This is a genomic window from Urbifossiella limnaea (assembly GCF_007747215.1).
Classification (GTDB): Bacteria; Planctomycetota; Planctomycetia; order Gemmatales; family Gemmataceae; genus Urbifossiella; species Urbifossiella limnaea.
In genome coordinates this window covers 2,969,871-2,984,783 of record NZ_CP036273.1, presented here as the reverse complement: position 1 = coordinate 2,984,783, position 14,913 = coordinate 2,969,871, and the positions used below count along the sequence as shown (strand labels likewise).

Below are 14,913 nucleotides of genomic sequence, written 5' to 3'. Positions count from 1 at the left end.
ATCACGACTCGCAGCGGTGCAACGGCCGGGGCAAGCCCCGGCCGTTGTCGTTTCACGGCGACCGCCGCCGCACACGGACGTCAATCGAACGTCGAACGGCGTCGGCAAGTCGGAGCGGGCATCGAATCGGTACGCACCTTCGCGCCCCGGTGCGGCAGCGAGCATACGACCAGTATTACCGGCCGCGGTGTTTGTTCCGCCGAAGTGGGCGAGCCTAGAATGCGGGGTACGCATCACCCGAGGAAGCCCTGTGACCGACCGACCGAGCACGTTGAAAGAACTCCGCGCGTCCGGCTGGAAGTCGCGGTCCGTGAAGGACGAACTCCGATCCAACTACCTCGCCGCCCTGGCCCGCGGCGACGACCTGTTCCCCGGCATCGTCGGGTACGAGAACACCGTCGTCCCCGAGGTCAGCGTCGCGGTGCTGGCCGGGCACGACATGCTGTTTCTCGGCGAGAAGGGGCAGGCCAAGAGCCGCCTCATGCGGGCGCTCGTCCGCTTCCTCGACGAGGCCGTGCCGTACCTCGACATCCCCGGCAGCCCCGTCCACGAAGACCCGGAGCGGCCCATCACACGGGCGGCGAGGGAGTTGCTGGCGAACACGCCCGAGGAGCAGGTGCCGATCGCGTGGTGGCCGCGCGAGCAGCGGTACGCCGAGCGGCTGGCGCCGGGGACGAAGTTCGCGGACGTGATCGGCGAGATCGACCCGGCCAAGCTCGCCACCGGCACCAGCATGGGCGCCGAGGAGGCGCTCCACTTCGGGCTCATCCCGCGGATGCACCGCGGCATCTTTGCCATGAACGAAGTACCGGAGCTGGACGAACTCATCCAGGTCGGCCTGTTCAACATCCTCGAAGAGCGCGACGTGCAGATCCGCGGCTACCCGATCCAGTTCGACCTCGACGTGCTCGTGTTGTTCAGCGCGAACCCGACGACGTACAACCGCTCGGGCAAGGTGATCCCGCAGCTGAAGGACCGCATCGGCTCGTTGATCCAGACGCACTACCCGACGGACCGGGCGCTCGGCATCGAGATCATGGAGCAGGAGGCCGGCCCCGACCTGGGCGGCGAGTACCCGGTGTTCGTGCCGTACTTTATGAAGGAGATCGTCGAGCAGGTGAGCGTGCAGGCCCGCAAGTCGAAGTACGTGGATCAGTCGAGCGGCGTGAGCGCCCGGTTCAGCATCGCCAACTACCGGACGATGGTGGCGAGCGCCCGGCACCGCGGGGTGCGGCTCGGCGAGAAGCCGGCGGTGCCGCGGATCAGCGATCTGGGGCACCTGCCGACGTCGGCGCTCGGGAAGCTGGAGCTCGACCTGATGGGCGCGCACCAGATGAGCGAGAAGCAGGTGCTCGAAAGCATCGTCGCGGAGGCGGTGCGGGCGGTGTTCGAGGAGTACGTGGACAAGCACGGGCTGGACGACATCACGGACGTGTTCGGCAAGGGCGTGAAGGTGGAGGTGGGCGACATGCTGCCGAGCGCGGACTACGCCCCGCGGATGAAGCGGGTGCCGGAGGCGTGGGAGAAGGCGTTCGAGGTGAACGCCGGCGAGTCGGACGCGGTGCGGGCCAGCTGCGTGGAGTTCGTGCTGGCGGGGCTGTATGCGAGCGACCGGATCAGCCGCAGCACCCGCCACGGCCGCATCAGCTACGAGACGTGAGCCGTGCGGCTTAGCACCGCCGCGGCCCCTTCACCTTGTCGTACACCAGCCGGACCAACTGCTCCACGAGATCGAGGTACTCGGTGCCGGCGATCTCGCGGACCTGGCACACCAGCTTCCGCCGCCGCTCCAACAGCTCCACGCAGTTCTCGACGCCGAACTTCTCCAGCGGGCCGTTCGGCGCCTGCATGTCCAGCAGTTCCTGCACCTCCTCGGAGTGCAGCGTCGCGGCGCGGTCCTTGTTGCGGTCCAGCCAGCCGGTCAGGTCCGGCAGCGTCGCCCGCTCGTACAGGAGCTTCAGCGCCTCCTCGTCGGCCGGCGGTTTGCCGTGCATCCGCGGGAGAAGCCGCTCCAGCGGCAGGTTGCGCAGTTCCGTCACCGTCAGCCCGAGCGCGGTGGCGCACTGGCTAACGGTGGCGTTGCGGAGCCGGCGCTTCTCGCCGCCGAGCAGAATCTGCCGGACGGTGTGACGGTTCAGTTTCGAGATGCGGGCGAAGTCTTCCTGGTTCCAGCCGCGTTCTTCGACCAGCCGCGCAATCTTGTTCGCCAGCTCCGCCCCCGCGGTGCTGACCGTGGCCGCCGCGTTCATCCCTGCCCCCGTTTGCCGCCCCGCCCGGGGTGCGCGTCCGTCGCGCCCCGCACCGGTCGATGGCGTCCGCCGTGCCGCGAAAAGTGCTGCCCCGCTCCCATCCTAATGCCGGGCCGACCGGGTGGAAGAGCGGGTTTCCGACAGTTCTGCAAAAAAACGCAGCCGACCCCTCCCGTCGTCGGGAATGAGGCCGGCCGCGAACTCACCTCCGAGCCCGTGTGTTAGTACGGGCTGGTCGTGCCCGTCAGCCGGGCACCGCCGGACACCGGGGTGACGACGCCCGGAACCACCAGACCCGCCTTCGGCGGGGTGGCAGTGGGAGCCGGCGTCCGAGGCGGCATAGCGGCCGGCGTCGGCGTGGCGGCCGGGGCCGGGGCCGGGGCGGCCGCGGGGGCGGCGGCACAACCGTCGCACGCCGGGGCGCAGGTGTCGCACTTCTTGCCGAACTTGGCCTTCAACCGGTCCAGGATGCTGACGCGCGGAGCGCGGCCGCAGTCGTCACACGCCGGGGCGGGGGCGGGGGCCGGCGCCGGGGCACAGGCCGGAGCGCTCTCACAGCCGCACTTGGCCCTCGGGCTGCAGAGGCGGGCCTTGATCTTGTCACACAGGCTTACTTTCTTGCAGCCGACGTCACAGCCGCAGGCCACCGGGCCGCAGTCGCCACCGCAGCCGCCGGAGCCGGCGACCACCACCGGGGCGGCGGGGGCAGCGGCCGGGGCGGCCGCCGCAGGGGGTTGCCCGGCCGTCACGGCCGAGGCCATCAGGAGAATCGCTGCGTTCACAGGTGCTGTCTCCTCGCGGGACGGAACGGGTGTTGGTGCCGACCGGTAGGAACCCGGGCGCGGCACCGGCGCCCGGGATCGGGACGCGGACGCACGGTTGGCATCGACCCGGGTGAGAACCAATCTGATGCGGTGGGACGGAATTTCTGATGTCGGTGGTGGCCACGGGCCGGGTGGTGCCGACCGGCGAAGGGATTCTCCCTGCGGGATCAGGGCCGGTCCGCGAAGAGCTGACGGTGGCGCGGTACGAGGCGGGCGTCGGGGGGGCCGGTTTGCCGCGACTGGGGTTGCCCCGCTGGTGGACATCCGTTCTAAATAGAGGGTTGGTCGCCAGTTCCCGCCGCTCGAGGCGGTGGAAGGAGCCGCCCCCGTGTCCCGCGTCGAGAAAGTGTGGAGGCTTCTACCGCAGAACCCGGACACGGCCCACCGCCTCGCCGGGTCACTGCGGGTGTCGCCGGTTGTCGCGCAGCTGCTACTCAACCGCGGCGTGTCCGAGCCCGACCACGCCCGCCGCTTCCTCGACGGCTCCCTGTCCGGCCTTCACGCCCCCGGCGACCTGCCGGACGTGCCCGGCGCCGCCGACCGCCTCTTCCGCGCCATCGCTGAGAAGCGACGCATCTGCGTCTACGGCGACTACGACGTGGACGGCGTGACCGGCACCGCCATCCTGGTCACACTCCTCACCAAACTCGGCGCCGCCGTCGAGTTCCACGTCCCGCACCGCCTCTCGGAGGGGTACGGCCTCAACGCCCCGCGACTACGGGAGCTCGCGGCGTCGGGCGTGTCGGTGGTCGTGTCCGTGGACTGCGGCATTGCCAGCATCGAGGAGGCGGAGGAGGCGCGGGCCGCCGGACTGGAACTGATCATCACCGACCACCACGAGATGCGGACGGACGCGGCCGGCGTGCCGATCCTGCCGCCGGCCGCGTGCCTGGTTCACCCGCGCCTCCCCGGCAGCACGTACCCGTTCGGCGAACTGTCCGGCGCGGGCGTGGCACTGAAACTGGCGTGGGAAGTGGCTCGCCGGGCCAGCGGCGGCGCGAAGACGAGCCCCGAGCTACGCGAGTTCCTGCTGGACGCCGTGGGGCTGGCCGCGCTCGGCCTCGTCGCCGACGTGGTGCCGCTCCACGACGAGAACCGCCTGCTCGTGAAGCACGGCCTGGCGCGGATCGCGGAGAAGCCCACGATCGGCCTGCGGGCGCTCCTCGACGCCGCGATGGGCCGGCCCGAGGCGGGCAAGGAGCGGAAACCCGTGACCGCCGAGGACGTGGGCTTCCGACTGGGGCCGCGCCTGAACGCCGCCGGCCGGTTGCAGTGCGCCCGCATGGTGGTCGACCTGCTCACAACGACCAACACCGGGAAGGCCCAGCAGATCGCCGCATACCTCGAAGACCTGAACGGCCAGCGGCAGACGCTCGAGCGGAAGATCACCCAGCAGGCCAAGGACATCATCGACGCCGGCGGCCTGGCTTCCGCCCCCGGCCTGGTCGTGTGGTCGCCCGAGTGGAACGAGGGGCACCAGGGCGTGGTCGGGATCGTGGCCAGCCGGCTGGTCGAGACGTACGGTCGGCCGGCGCTGGTCATCGCCACCCGCACCGACGAGGACATCGCTGTCGGCTCGGGGCGGTCGGTGTCGGGCTTCCCGCTGCACCTGGCGCTGAAGGCGTGCGAGGCGCACCTCGTGGGCCACGGCGGGCACGCGGCGGCGGCGGGGTTCAAGCTGCGGCCGGCGAACATCCCCGCGCTGCGCGACGCCTTCGCCGCCTACGCCGCGGCCCACTTCCACACCGACGGCCCGCCCCCCCCGCGCGTCACACTCGACGCGGAGGTTCCCCTCAGCGCCGTAACCTGGGGCCTGCTCCGCGACATCGACAAGCTCGAACCCTACGGGGCACAGAACCCGCGGCCCAAGTTCCTCGCCGCGGGGCTGCGGGCCGAGAGCCTGCGAACGATGGGGAGTGGTGAGGTGCAGAAGCACCTGAGTTTTCGGGCCGTGCAGGGCGATACGAGCTTCCGCGCCGTGGCGTGGAACATGGCCGACCGGATGGAGGAGTTGCTCGCGGCAAACGGCGAGTGCTGCCTGGCGTTCACGCCGAAGGTGAACGACTTCCGCGGCCAGCGCTCGCTCGAGCTCCAGGTCATCGACGTGAAGGTGGGGAAGTCGGTACAACTCGGGTAGAGGCCGAACGCCCCCGAGAGACGTACCGCCATGACCCGTCGCCTCGCCCCGCTCCTCCTCCCTGCAGTTCTCGCCGTCGTTGTTGCCCGGCCGCTGCCGGCGGCGGACCCGCTGCCGCGCTTCGTCCCCACACCCGCCGACCTCAAGGATGCCGACCGACGGGCCGCCCTGCCGCCGACCCCGGGCCGCGCCTACCGCGACAAGGTGACGCCGAATTGGTTCGCGGAGGGGACGAAGTTTTGGTACCGGAACGACCTCAAGGCCGGGACAAAGGAGTTCGTACTCGTTGACGCGACGAAGGGGACGCGCCGCCCGGCGTTCGACCACGCCAAGCTGGCCGCGGGGCTGTCGAAGGCCGCGGGGAAGGAGTACGCCGCCGAGCGGCTGCCGTTCCAGTCGATCACGCTCGACGACGCCGTGACCCGCGTCCGCTTCCAACTGCGGGACGACGAGTGGACGTGCGACCTGACCAGCTACGTGTGCGCGAAGCAGGCCGCGCCGCCCGGCGGATGCGACGAGCCGGCACCCGCACCCGTCGTCGAGATGCCGGACCCGCTCTTCCCCGACGGCCCAGTGATCGCCCCCGACCCGTTCGCCGTCGTCGCCCAACAGCAACCGCCCCGCAAGTCCGCCGAAGCACGGTCGCCCGACCGCAAGTGGACCGCCGTCATCCGCGACGCCAACGTCGTGCTGCGCGACGCCGACGGCAAGGACACCCCGCTCACGAAGGACGGCAAGGACGGCGCCAACTACGGGATGCTGAGCTGGGCACCGGACTCGAAGGCACTCGTCGCCTGGCGGATCGAGCCGGGCGAGAAGAAGGAAGTGTACTTCGTCGAGTCGTCGCCGAAGGCCGGGGGGCGGGCGGTGCTGCACACCCGGTCGTACCCGCAGCCGGGCGACAAGTTCACCCGCTTCGAGCCGCACCTGTTCGACCCCGCCACTGGCAAGGAACTGAAGACGGACGCGCCGGCGGTTGACTTCGGCGTGCCGAACGTGCGGTGGGCGAAGGACGGCGAGCGCTTTACGTACGAGAAGGTAGACCGCGGCCACCAGCGGCACCGGCTCGTGGCCGTGACCGCCGCCACCGGGGCGACGCGCAACCTGATCGACGAGAAGAGCGACACGTTCGTGTGGACGCAGCACTTCGACGGGTTCAACTTCGCGGCCGTGACGTGGCTGACGAAGTCGGCAGAGATCATCCACGCGACCGAAAAAAGCGGCTGGCGGCACCTCTACCTGCTGGACGCGGCGACGGGCGAGCAGAAGGCCGCGATTACGAGCGGGGAGTACGTCGTCCGCGGCATCGACCGCATCGACGAGGACGCGCGGCAGGTGTGGTTCCGGGCGGGTGGCAAGAACGCCGGCGAAGACCCGTACCACGTCCACCACTACCGCGTGAACTTCGACGGCACCGGCCTCGTGGCGCTGACCGCCGGCAACGGCACGCACGCGGTACAGTTCTCGCCCGACCGCCGCTTCCTGATCGACACGTACAGCCGCGTCGACGCACCGCCCGTCACAGAGCTCCGCGGCTGCGCCGACGGCACGCTCGTGTGCCGGCTCGAAGCCGCGGACGTGACCGAACTGGCCGAGGTGGCACTGCCGGAGGTGTTCCACGCGAAGGGCCGCGACGGCACCACCGACATCTGGGGGCTGATCTGCAAGCCGCGGAACTTCGACCCGGAGAAGCGCTACCCGGTCGTCGAGTACATCTACGCCGGGCCGCACGGGTCACACGTGCCGAAGGCGTACCGGGCGTTGCCCTGGCACCGCGCCCTGACCGACCTCGGGTTCGTGGTCGTGCAGATCGACGGCATGGGCACGGCGAACCGGTCGAAGGCGTTCCACGACGTGTGCTGGAAGAACCTCAAGGACGCCGGCTTCCCGGACCGCGTCCGGTGGCACAAGGCGGTGGCGGCGAAGTACGCGTGGTACGACGCCGAGCGGGTGGGCATCTACGGCACGTCCGCCGGCGGGCAGAACGCGATGGGGGCGCTGCTGTTCCACGGCGACTTCTACCGCGCGGCCATGGCCGCGTGCGGCTGCCACGACAACCGGCTGGACAAGTCGAGCTGGAACGAGCAGTGGATGGGGTATCCGGTCGGGCCGCACTACGCCGCGTGCTCGAACGTGGACAACGCCCACCGCCTCCGCGGCCGGCTGCTGCTGATCGTCGGGGAGATGGACACGAACGTGCCGCCCGAGAGCACGTTTCGCGTCGCCGACGCGCTGGTGAAGGCGAACAAGGACTTCGAGCTGCTAGTGGTGCCCGGTTTGGGCCACTCCGACGGCGGGGCGTACGGCCGGCGCAGGACGCAGGACTTCTTCGTCCGGCACTTGCACGGGGTGGAACCGCCGGACCGCAACCGGGCGGAGCTCCCGCGGCGCTGATCGTGTTCTACGCTGGGAGCATAACTCCTGGGACGCCGCGCATGCTGACGACCGCCCTCGACCGGCTCGCCGAACTGGCCGCCCCCGGCGGCGGCTGGGGCTACCAGCCCGGCCAGCCTGCCCACCTGGAGCCGACCGCGCTCGCGGTGCTGGCGCTGTCCGCGGACCGCACCAGGTACGCGACCGTGATCGACGCCGGGGTCGCCGCGATCGAGGCGAACCGCGCCGCCGACGGCACGTACCGCCTCACCCGCGGCCGGCCGCAAGCCGTCTGGCCGACGGCGCTCGTCCTGTTCGCGGAGCAGGCGCTCGGCCTTGGCGCAGACCGCCTCGCCACCACCGCCGATGTGCTGTTGCGGTCCGAGAGCCGCGCCATCGACGGGGCCGACGAAAAGGACATGGCGTTCGACATCGACCTGACGCTGAAGGGCTGGGGCTGGGCGGAAGCGAACTTCGCGTGGGTCGAGCCGACGGCGTGGGCCTGCCTCGCGCTGCGGGCCGCGGGCAAGGGGTCGCACCCGCGCGTGGCCGAGGGGCTGAAGCTCCTCCTCGACCGCGCCTTCGACAGCGGCGGGGCCAACTACGGCAACCGCATCGTCCTCGGTAAAAGCACCGAACCCATTCCCGGGCCGACGGCCGTGCTCGTGCTCGCTCTCCAGGGCGTGCCCGACGAACCGCGTGTCGACGCCGCCCGGGGGTACTTGCGGGTTCACGCCGCGAAGTCGACCGACCTGGAACACCTCGCCTGGGCCAAGCTCGCGCTCGCCGCCGACCCGACCGATTCGGCCGCGTTTCTACCCGAACTCGACCAGCGCATCGCCGGCGCGCTGAGCGAAGAGATCCACCGAACCGACGGCCTCGGCGCCGGTCCGTATCGCCTGGCGCTGGCCGGCCTCGCGCTGAACACCGCGGCGCGGCACCCGTTCCGCCTCGCGGACAAGCCGACGGTCGGCGTCGGTGCCGGGCCGCGGCAGCAACCGCAGGCACCGCCGACGCCGCCGCTCATGGAGCGCCTGAAGGGGAAGGTGCGCAACTGGGTGCTCGGCAAGCTGAGCAACGTCCGCCCGCTACCCGAATCGTCGGCCGTTCACATCGCCCGCGCCGCCGACTACGACGCCCCGCTCGCCGACATCCTGGCGACGCAGTACGAACACTTCCGCGCCGCGGTGCCGCTCGCCGGCAAGCGCGTCGTGCTGAAGCCGAACCTTGTGGAGTACCGCCGCGAGAAGGTCATCAACACCGACCCGCGCGTCGTGGACGCGGTCATCACGCTCTGCAAGAAGGAAGGCGCGGCCGAGGTCGTCGTCGCCGAGGGGCCCGGGCACTGGCGGAACGTGCAATTCCTGGTGAAGGAGAGCGGCCTCGGGGCGGTGCTGGAAAAGCACGGCGTTCGCTTCGTGGACATCAACCACGACGAGCCGGTAAAGCTGCCAAACATGGGCCGCCTGACCGGCCTCGACCACCTGTACCTGTCGCGCACGGTGGCGTCGGCGGAAGTGCTGATTTCGCTCCCGAAGCTGAAGACGCACCACTGGGCCGGGGCGACGCTGAGCCTGAAAAACCTGTTCGGCACCCTTCCCGGCATTTGCTACGGGTGGCCCAAGAACGAGCTCCACTGGCGCGGCATCCCCAACAGCATCGTGGACATCGCCTGCACCTGCACGCCGCACCTGGCGATTGTTGACGGCATTGTCGGCATGGAGGGCGACGGGCCGCTCATGGGTACGGCGAAAACGGTGGGGGCACTCATCATGGGGGCCGACCTGGTGGCCGTGGACGCGACCTGCTGCCGGCTCATGCACCTGCCGCCGGAGCGGGTGCCGACGCTGGTACTCGCCGCGCTCAAGCGGCTCGGCAGGCTGAAGGAGGCGGACATCCCGCAACTCGGAGTACCGATCGCGGCGCTGGCGACGCCGTTCGAGTGGCCGCCGCGGATCGAGGAGCAACTGCTGACGGTCGAGAAGGCAGCAGCCGTGAAGGTGTGATGCAACCCGCCGACCGAATCAGGGTGCCGGTGGGACGACCAGGTACGGCCCTGATTCGGGAACTACTTGCACCCCGTTCAGAAGCAGCACTGTGTTGTGCGACACGGCCAGCCCGCCGACCAGCGCGACGGGTTGGTTGCTCGTCCCGCCGACGACCGCGTAGCCGGAATAGGTGAACGTCGGGGTCACGCTCAACAGCATGTTGCCGGTGGTGGCCATCGAAGCGATCAGCGAGTTTCGGAGCGCCACAACACCCGGGATGATGCCGAACACGATCACGGCGAGGATCAGGATCAACTCGACGGAGAGGATGACGCCATCGTCGTCGTCCCAGAGTTGGCGGAAGAGTCGGGTCATGGCGCACCGTATGGCTGAGCGGTGCCGCCGGGGTCGGTGTTCGTGACGAGGACATCCGAGTCCGGGACCGCCCCGCGGCCGCCGCGGATGAGATGTCATCCGCGAACGGCGTGCCGGCGGTCAAATCCACAGCCGCATCCGCGGCTTCAGCACCTCGGGCAACCTCGCGTCGAGCAACCGCCGCACCTCGTTCGGGTGGTAGCGCGTGCTGAAGTGCCCCGCCACGATCAACTCGTTCTTGAAGCGGTCGGCCCGCTCCACGAAGTCGTCCAGGTGCATGTGCCCGAACTTGTGAATCTTCTCGCGCCGGTGCTTGTCGCGGATGAAGCTCATCTCCGTAATCAGCACCTTCGCGTCGAAGCACGCCGGCTCGGCGTCGAGGCCGGCGGGGGCCGTGTCGCCGGTGTACGCCACCAGCGGCACCCGCACCTCACGCGTGATCTCGACGCCGGACAGCTTCAAGTCCCGGATCTGATTCCCGGGCAGGCCGACGTACTCATCCTTCAGCTTGTGCCGGCGGTCCCACACGACAAACCCGCGGCTCGGGATGGTGTGGACCGTGTTGAACACCGTGACGACGTGCTCCCGCGACAGCGCGATCTCGTCGCCGGGCGAGACGCCGCGAAGGTCGCAGTGCTGCCGGCCGCGGTCGAGGCGGTGGAAGATCATCAGCAACTTCTTCACGTCGTCGAGCGCCTCGGCCGGGACGTACACCGTCGGCGGCTCCATCTTCATCATCCGCCGCCGGGCCACGTACACCGGCAGGGCCGCAACGTGGTCGAGGTGCGTGTGCGAGATGAACCAGGTGCCGGTGCCCATGAAGTCCCACGGGTGGGCGCCGAGGTCGAAGCCGAGCTTCAGTTCCGGGACGCGCCAGTAGCTCTGCACGGCGGCGCGGGAGTAGCCTTCGATGGTGAGGCCGGCGTGGGCGTGCGTGAGGTACGGGGCGTTGTCCACCGGCCGGTCGGCGCTCATGACGGTCTCGCAACAAACTCGAAAGCCCCGGGACGCGGTCCCGGGGCTGCGTGCAGGTACGGATGGTTTACGACGTGGCAGGGTTCGCAGCGGCCACTCAACTGCCGAACATGCCGCCGAGCTTGTCGCTGAGGCCGCCGAGCGGGTTGCCGCCGCTCTGCCCCGTCAGGAAGCCTTCGACCTGACCCGCCAGCGGCTCCGGCAGCTTCCCCTTCACGAACTCCGCGGCCGTCGTCAGCACCTTTTTCACGGTGTCCGCCTCAATGCCCGTCTTCGCCGACACCTGGTTCACCAGTTCGTCCATCGGTCGTTCTCCGGGTGGGGTTACTTCGGCGGCTCGGGCACCAGATGCTGCGCGAACCGCCGCGTGGAACTCGACTGCACCGATTCGTTCGGGCCGACCGTGGCCTGGTACGCGGCCGCTCCAGGAGTTTGCTCGATCAGCTCGAAGCCGCGGCCGGGCGGCATCAGCATCACGGCTTTGGTATAGCTGTCGGCCGTGACGCCGCGCGGGGCGATCACTGTCACGCTCCGCCGGCCCGTGACGCCGAGGCCGGTCCGCGGGTCCACGACGTGCGAGTAGCGGACGCCGCCGATCTCCACGAACTGCTCCAGGTCGCCGGATGTGGAAACCGCCGCGTTCACGAGCCGGAGCCGCCGCACGGGCTCGCCGCGGGCGATGGGGGCGATGTCAACCTCCCAGGCGTCGCGGCCGGGCGGGGCGTCGCCGCAGGTGATGTCGCCGGCCGCCGCGACCAACGCCCGGGTGATGCCGAATCGACCACGCAGCAGCGCGAGCACGGCGTCGGCGGCGTAGCCCTTGGCGATGCCGCCGAGGTCGAGCTGCATTCCCGGTACAAGGAGGCGAACCGTCTTCTTCTCGCGGTCGAGCTCAACGCTTCGCCAACCGACCAGCCGCATCGCCGCGGCAAGTTCTTCCTTCTCCGGCAACTGCTGCGTCCGCCGCGCGTGCCGCCACAACTGCACGACCGGGCCGACCGTCACGTCGAAGGCGCCGTCGGATGCTTGCGACAACTCGCGGGCGGCCCACAGCACGGCGAACAGATCGTCGCTGACGGCGACCGGCGAGCCGACTTCGGTGCGGAACGCGGCGCACAGCTTCATCAGTTCGCTGTCACGCTTGTAGTCGCTCATGCAGGCGTCGAGCGCCGCTACCCGGGCGAAGCCGGCATCGGCGGCCTCTTTCGCGCTCGGCGCGTCGGCGGCGTACAGCACGATGCGGAACGTCGTCCCCATGTGCTTCGACTCGAACTCGTGCCGGGCGAGCGCGGGTTGAACCGGCCGCACGGGCAGCGCCGGGATAAGATACCCCAGCACGACGAGCAGCCCGACCCGGACGACCATCCGAAATCCCCCACTCGCGCCCGGTTCCGGCGGCCAGCCAGTTGACTTCGGCCGCCTCATCGGAGACTGTAACAGAATGCTCCCCCGCGTCACACTGTTCGCCGCCGCGATCGCTACCGCCGCGGTCGCGCTGCCGCCCGCCGCCGGCCAGCCCGCGGGCAAGTTGGAACCGAAGAACTTCACCGAGAAGGTGGTCGCGTACAAGATCGACGAGAACTCGAAGCAGAAGTTCGACATGAAGGCCCAGTTCGACATGGTGTACGTCCCCGGTGGGGAGGTCACCGTCGGCAGCCCGGACGGCGAGGCGGGCCGCGACAAGAACGAGGGGCCGCGGTACAAGGCGAAGGTCGGCAACTTCTGGATGGGCAAGTGCGAGGTGACGTGGGACGAGTTCGACCTGTTCTGGTTCGACAACTCCTACCTCGTGGCCAACGACGACCGCGCCAAGGACTTCAAGGCCGACGCCATCACCCGGCCGACGAACACGTTCGTGGACGAGACGTACGAGCACGGCCGCGACGGGCATCCGATCATGTGCCTGACGCACCACGCGGCGTGGATGTACTGCCACTGGCTGCGGAAAAAGACGGGTAAGAACTACCGCCTGCCGACGGAGGCCGAGTGGGAGTACGCCGCCCGCGGCGGCAAGGGCGACGCGGCCTACAGCTTCGGCAACGACCCCGCCGAGCTCCCCGAACACGCCTGGTTCAAGGACAACTCCCCGGACCCGGACAACTTCCCGAACAAGCCGAAGGGCTGCACCCACAAGGTCGGCACGCGCAAGGCCAACCCGTTCGGCCTCCACGACCTGTACGGTAACGTGTCCGAGTGGACCCTCGACCAGTACGACCCGAAGGCCTACGAGCGCCGCGCCGCGATCAGCCTGAACCTGAACCCGGTCGTGGTGCCGACGGCGGACAAGTGGAGCCACGTCGTTCGCGGCGGGTCGTGGGCCGACAAGGCCGACCGCTGCCGCAGCGCCGCCCGGCGCATGTCGGACCGGAGCTGGATGAAGTGGGATCCGCAGGAGCCGCAGAGCATCTGGTGGCTGACCCGGATGGACGTGGTCGGCTTCCGCGTGGTGATCGCGGAGACCGACCCGCCGGAGTTGCGTGACCTGGCCCCGAAGGTGATCAAGAAGTCCGAGTAACTCGGCGAACGGCCGGCGGCAGCCGGCTGGTCGTTGGCGCAAGTGCCTGTTATCGCCATCAGCCGGCTGCCGCCGGCCGTTCGCCAAGCCCGATCCCTAACCCCGAAGGAGACTCGCATGTCCTCTCCCCAGTCCGGCACCCGCCGCGACTTCGTGACCGCCTCGGCCGCGGCCGGCGTCGTCGCCGCAGCCAACGTCGGCGCCTACGCCGCCGGCAATGACACCATCCGGGTCGGCCTGATCGGCGCCGGCGGCCGCGGCACCGGCGCCGTCCGCAACATTCTCGACGCCGAGCGGACCATCAACGGGGCCAACGGCAAGGTCGAGATCGTCGCCGTCGGCGACGTGTTCAAGGAGCGGGCCGAGGGCGCCGTTCGCACGTTCAAGAACGGCCGCGACTACGCCCAGTACGCGGCCCAGGTGAAGGTGACGCCGGAAACGACCTTCGACGGCCTCGACGCCTACCAGCGCGTCCTCGGGGCGAACGTGGACCTGGTGATCCTGGCCACGCCGCCCGGCTTCCGCCCGCTCCACCTGGAGGCCGCGATCCGGGCCGGGAAGAACATCTTCTGTGAAAAGCCGGTGTGCGTGGACGCCGCGGGCGCCCGCAAGGTGTACGGGTTGGTCGAGGAGTCGCGCCGGAAGAATCTGGCGATCGTCGCCGGCACCCAGCGGCGGCACCAGAAGGGCTACATCGAGACGATCAAGCGGATCCACGACGGCGCGATCGGCGACGTGGTCTCGGCCCGGGTGGCGTGGAACTCGGGCGGCAGCCCGCCGATCTGGTTCAACGCCCGCCGGCCGGGCGAGACCGACGCCGCCTACCAGCTCCGCAACTGGTACCACTTCCAGTGGGTCTGCGGCGACCACATCGTCGAGCAGCACGTCCACAACCTGGACGTGGCCAACTGGGTGCTGAAGGGCCGGCCGGTGCGGGCCACCGGCATCGGCGGGCGGTCGAGCCGGCCGGGCGGGGCCAACGCCGACCCGAAGGAGTTCGGCAACATCTGGGATCACTTCGCCGTGGAGTACGAGTACGCCAACGGGGTTCGGGTGTTCTCGTACTGCCGGCACATCGCCGGGAGCGAGTCGGACGTGTCCGAGACGGTGTTCGGGTCGCGCGGCGTCAGCCGGGTGAACAACTACACCATCAACCGCGACGAGGTCGGCAGCGACGACCGCGACGCCTACGTGCAGGAGCACATCGACCTGCTCAACAGCATCCGCGCCGGCCGGCCGCTGAACGAGTTGCAGGCCGTGACCGACTCGACGTTCACCGCCATCCTGGGCCGGAACGCGTCGTTCGCCAACCGCTGGCTGACGTGGGACAACGCCCTGAACGCGGACGAGGACACGATGCCGAAGGGGCTGACGCTACAGGCGACGGTGCCGGTGCCGGCGGCCCCGGTGCCCGGGGCGTGGCGGCTGCCGCCGCGCGGGAAGGCGTAAGAATGCAAGAAGCCCACCCGCCACGGCG

At 69.9% G+C, this 14,913-nt stretch carries 12 protein-coding genes; 6 read left to right on the top strand and 6 right to left on the bottom strand.

The features are described 5' to 3' along the window. Positions 1-250 precede the first annotated feature (250 nt). Positions 251-1,660: a magnesium chelatase gene (locus ETAA1_RS12095; protein WP_145238188.1), complete on the top strand. Its 1,410-nt coding sequence runs from the start codon at positions 251-253 to the stop codon at positions 1,658-1,660. A gap of 10 nt (positions 1,661-1,670) precedes the next feature. Here ETAA1_RS12095 and ETAA1_RS12090 read toward each other — a convergent pair whose 3' ends face one another. Next, positions 1,671-2,249, bottom strand: a complete 579-nt coding sequence (locus ETAA1_RS12090) for a helix-turn-helix transcriptional regulator (protein ID WP_145238185.1) — start codon at positions 2,247-2,249, stop codon at positions 1,671-1,673. 221 nt (positions 2,250-2,470) lie between these two features. Continuing rightward, positions 2,471-3,031 (bottom strand): hypothetical protein, encoded by a 561-nt coding sequence (locus ETAA1_RS12085; protein ID WP_145238182.1) that lies wholly within the window; start codon positions 3,029-3,031, stop codon positions 2,471-2,473. A gap of 370 nt (positions 3,032-3,401) precedes the next feature. Here ETAA1_RS12085 and recJ point away from each other — a divergent pair, with 370 nt between their 5' ends. From recJ to ETAA1_RS12070, 3 genes are read left to right on the top strand one after another with little or no spacing between them, the layout of a single operon-like run. Continuing rightward, positions 3,402-5,210: a single-stranded-DNA-specific exonuclease RecJ gene (gene recJ, locus ETAA1_RS12080; RefSeq protein WP_145238179.1), complete on the top strand. Its 1,809-nt coding sequence runs from the start codon at positions 3,402-3,404 to the stop codon at positions 5,208-5,210. A gap of 30 nt (positions 5,211-5,240) precedes the next feature. After that, the gene (locus tag ETAA1_RS12075) at positions 5,241-7,604 is read left to right on the top strand and encodes a S9 family peptidase (RefSeq protein WP_145238176.1); all 2,364 of its coding nucleotides are present in this window, start codon (positions 5,241-5,243) and stop codon (positions 7,602-7,604) included. Between the two features lie 41 nt (positions 7,605-7,645). Next, entirely contained in the window at positions 7,646-9,589 is a 1,944-nt protein-coding gene (locus ETAA1_RS12070; RefSeq protein WP_145238173.1) for a DUF362 domain-containing protein, read from the top strand. Between the two features lie 18 nt (positions 9,590-9,607). Here ETAA1_RS12070 and ETAA1_RS12065 read toward each other — a convergent pair whose 3' ends face one another. The 4 genes from ETAA1_RS12065 to ETAA1_RS12050 form a co-directional block, all read right to left on the bottom strand. Further along, the gene (locus tag ETAA1_RS12065; protein WP_145238170.1) at positions 9,608-9,946 is read right to left on the bottom strand and encodes a hypothetical protein; all 339 of its coding nucleotides are present in this window, start codon (positions 9,944-9,946) and stop codon (positions 9,608-9,610) included. A gap of 120 nt (positions 9,947-10,066) precedes the next feature. Further along, the gene (locus tag ETAA1_RS12060; protein WP_145238167.1) at positions 10,067-10,921 is read right to left on the bottom strand and encodes an MBL fold metallo-hydrolase; all 855 of its coding nucleotides are present in this window, start codon (positions 10,919-10,921) and stop codon (positions 10,067-10,069) included. A gap of 97 nt (positions 10,922-11,018) precedes the next feature. Then, complete coding sequence (locus ETAA1_RS12055; protein WP_145238164.1) at positions 11,019-11,225, bottom strand: hypothetical protein; 207 nt, start codon at positions 11,223-11,225, stop codon at positions 11,019-11,021. A gap of 20 nt (positions 11,226-11,245) precedes the next feature. Continuing rightward, the gene (locus tag ETAA1_RS12050; protein ID WP_145238161.1) at positions 11,246-12,286 is read right to left on the bottom strand and encodes an FAD:protein FMN transferase; all 1,041 of its coding nucleotides are present in this window, start codon (positions 12,284-12,286) and stop codon (positions 11,246-11,248) included. A 76-nt stretch (positions 12,287-12,362) separates the two neighbouring features. Between ETAA1_RS12050 and ETAA1_RS12045 the strand changes: the two genes are divergently transcribed. Continuing rightward, positions 12,363-13,436 carry a formylglycine-generating enzyme family protein gene (locus tag ETAA1_RS12045; RefSeq protein WP_145238158.1) on the top strand — a complete coding sequence of 358 codons (1,074 nt, stop codon included), beginning with the start codon at positions 12,363-12,365 and terminating at the stop codon, positions 13,434-13,436. Positions 13,437-13,553: 117 nt separating this feature from the next. Continuing rightward, positions 13,554-14,885: a Gfo/Idh/MocA family protein gene (locus ETAA1_RS12040; RefSeq protein WP_145238155.1), complete on the top strand. Its 1,332-nt coding sequence runs from the start codon at positions 13,554-13,556 to the stop codon at positions 14,883-14,885. The last annotated feature ends 28 nt before the right edge of the window (positions 14,886-14,913 follow it).